At 62.6% G+C, this 1875-nt stretch carries 3 protein-coding genes and 1 pseudogene; all 4 read right to left on the bottom strand.

Going from position 1 to position 1875, the window contains the following annotated elements; genetic code table 11:
• Positions 1–57 precede the first annotated feature (57 nt).
• Positions 58–357: a hypothetical protein gene (locus tag RhoBH5_RS32485; RefSeq protein WP_270009631.1), complete on the bottom strand. Its 300-nt coding sequence runs from the start codon at positions 355–357 to the stop codon at positions 58–60.
• A complete protein-coding gene (locus RhoBH5_RS32480; RefSeq protein WP_270009630.1) occupies positions 354–1265 on the bottom strand; it encodes a hypothetical protein in 912 nt (303 codons plus the stop codon). The genes RhoBH5_RS32485 and RhoBH5_RS32480 overlap by 4 nt, the downstream gene beginning before the upstream one ends.
• 90 nt (positions 1266–1355) lie before the next feature.
• Positions 1356–1481, bottom strand: a complete 126-nt coding sequence (locus RhoBH5_RS32475) for a hypothetical protein (protein WP_270009629.1) — start codon at positions 1479–1481, stop codon at positions 1356–1358.
• A 93-nt stretch (positions 1482–1574) separates the two neighbouring features.
• A pseudogene (locus tag RhoBH5_RS32470) lies at positions 1575–1875 on the bottom strand (DUF2637 domain-containing protein); the annotation flags it as partial.

Here is a 1875-nt window from a genome sequence, read left to right as displayed (position 1 = left end):
GCTGACCAAGCTGCCGTTGACCTTCGGCTGTGTGACCATAGTTGTACGGTGAGGTTCTCAAGGCAATCCGAGTGCGATCGCGAGTGCTTTGTTGAGTTTGAGCACGGTTTCGGGAGAGAGGGGACCGTCCGGGCGGCCGTTGCACTGACAATCGTGGTCGGCGGATTCGTCGGCGGAGCGTTGCTTGTCGGCACGGCCATGGGCGTCGGTCGGATGTTCGACGGGTTTTCGGGCACCACGGCACCTAAAGCGGTTCAACAGGCGATGTGTTTGCCGTATTCCGATTTCGTTCTTCGTCAGCATCAGGCTGGACTCACCACTGAGCAGATGCAAGGACTCCTGGAATACACAGGTCATACCGGTGAGGGCAACGCGATCGACAGCACCGAACTGTGCGGGAGCCCGCAATCGGTCCTCGATGCCGCAGGAATCAACGCCCAGCCAACCGTCGACCGGATCCTTGGCCGGTACGACAGACGTCGTCGATGTCGTCTCGCATGGCGGTGGTGTGGCCGGCGGCGTATTCGGAGCCGGTGATCTGTCTGAAGAACTCGGTCCACGTCCGCGGCTCCGGCTGCCAGCTCGGTCACTGCCTGCAGATTGTGCAGTGCGGCCCCGATCGGGGTGAGGGCTTGTTCGTAGGTTCGCAGCGCGGCAATCCGGTCGACGAGTGCGGCTTCGGCTTGGGCGGCGACGACGTGCCGGCGGTCCCACTCGGCCCTCGCTCGGGCGAGCTGGTCGGTGCCGTCGTCTACCGGCAGCGTTGGTGTCGTGGACCGAAGGCGGAGTAGTTCGTGCGCGGCGGACGCGATCATGTGCAGTTCCATGGTGAAACCGAGAACGGATCGGTGTCCGTCGAGCATGGGGTGTGTCCAGGATGGGTCGGAGATGATCCGTGCGACAACATTTTCCGCGATTGCGACGAGCCGGATCTCGGGGCCTTCCTCGCGCAACGGCCAATGCAACGACGAGTAGGCGCGGCGCAGTTCCTCACGCTGCTGCGTGGTCAGTTGCGCGGCGCCGCGGGGCTTTCCGGTCAGGGTGCGCCACCAGCTCGGTTGAGCGAGAAGTTCGTTCGGGTCGATGATCGTGGACGACTGTGCCGCGACAGTGGATTGTGTGGACGGGCTGACGGCTGTCCAGTCGAAGACTGCGGTGGTGCGTGGTGATCGTTGGGGGAATCGGAGTCGCTCGATGACCCAGGCGCGGGCGGCGGCCATATCGGTCAACTCGATCACCGTCTTTTTTGCTCTCGGCAGGGACAATACGGGCAGTTTATCGCCAGATACCTAACACAGATACCTCACACGTGCGCCGCCAACGAGATTCGGCGGTCGGCGCACGTGTGGAGGCATCTAACGGCGGGGGCGGTGTTCGGTCAGGGCCACGGGTGGCTCTTGGAAGTCGGAGAACAGTTGCCGGTGCAGGTATTCGGTGTACGAGGCAGGGCGGGGTTTACGGTCCAGGGTGGGGGTGTTCACAACGAGGCTCCTTCGATCTTGCGGACGGTGGCTGTCTGTGGTCATCGACCCTGGCGGTGTTGGAGCATTGTCAGGGTCACCTTTTTGGATGGGTCAGGCGTACGTCGGAATGAGTGCATCGGTCCAGGCATGGGCGGCCGGCACGTCGTTCATGACGGATTCGGCCTTCTGGACGATGTTGCTGACTGTCGAGTGCGTGACGTTGAAGTGTTCTCCGATCGTCCGCAAGGCTTTCTTGTCGTCGAACCGCATGCGCAGCATCTCGGCCACTTCATCGGTTGGTCGGGAGGTGAGCTGACGTGCACGCATGGTGGCTGCGAGACCTTGCCACTGCCTGCGCGAATGCTCGATAACGGTGGGGTTCGCCGTCTCCAGATCCATAAGCTCGCCACTG

It is taken from the genome of Rhodococcus sp. BH5 (assembly GCF_027583855.1).
In the GTDB taxonomy this organism is placed as follows: domain Bacteria; phylum Actinomycetota; class Actinomycetes; order Mycobacteriales; family Mycobacteriaceae; genus Rhodococcus_F; species Rhodococcus_F qingshengii.
This window is presented reverse-complemented; position numbering and strand designations above follow the sequence as displayed.

Coding starts and splice junctions, on each gene's coding strand:
- RhoBH5_RS32485 (WP_270009631.1), bottom strand. CDS start 357: ATGACCTGTGTATTCCAGGAGTCCTTGCATCTGCTCAGTGGTGAGTCC.